This window comes from Mesorhizobium sp. M7A.F.Ca.MR.148.00.0.0 (assembly GCF_003997735.1).
Classification (GTDB): domain Bacteria; phylum Pseudomonadota; class Alphaproteobacteria; order Rhizobiales; family Rhizobiaceae; genus Mesorhizobium.
On sequence record NZ_RZTB01000507.1, the window covers coordinates 1 to 304 of the forward strand.

General features: G+C 61.8%; 1 pseudogene. It reads right to left on the minus strand.

Going from position 1 to position 304, the window contains the following annotated elements:
* Positions 1 to 304 (minus strand): annotated as a pseudogene (locus EOB49_RS35135) (hypothetical protein); the annotation flags it as partial.

Genomic DNA, 304 nt, shown 5'->3' on the forward strand with positions numbered 1-304 from the left:
ATCTCGTCGACATAGGTCAGCGACAGGCGGATCACCGTGTTGATGAAGGAGACCAGACCGCTCAGGCCCGGAATCGGTAGGAAGGCGGCGATACCGCCGAGCAGGCCGGTGATGGCGCGGATGGCGCCCTTGACCAGCTGATCGACGACGAAAAGGATGTTGGCCTCGGCAAAACGCTGGGTGACGATATCCCTGGCGTAGGCGATCTGGTCCTCGCCGCTGGGAATGTCGCGGCCGTCGATCAGATGGACCATGACGGCGATGTGGCCGGCCTTGACGACATAGAGGATGTATTCGCGGATCC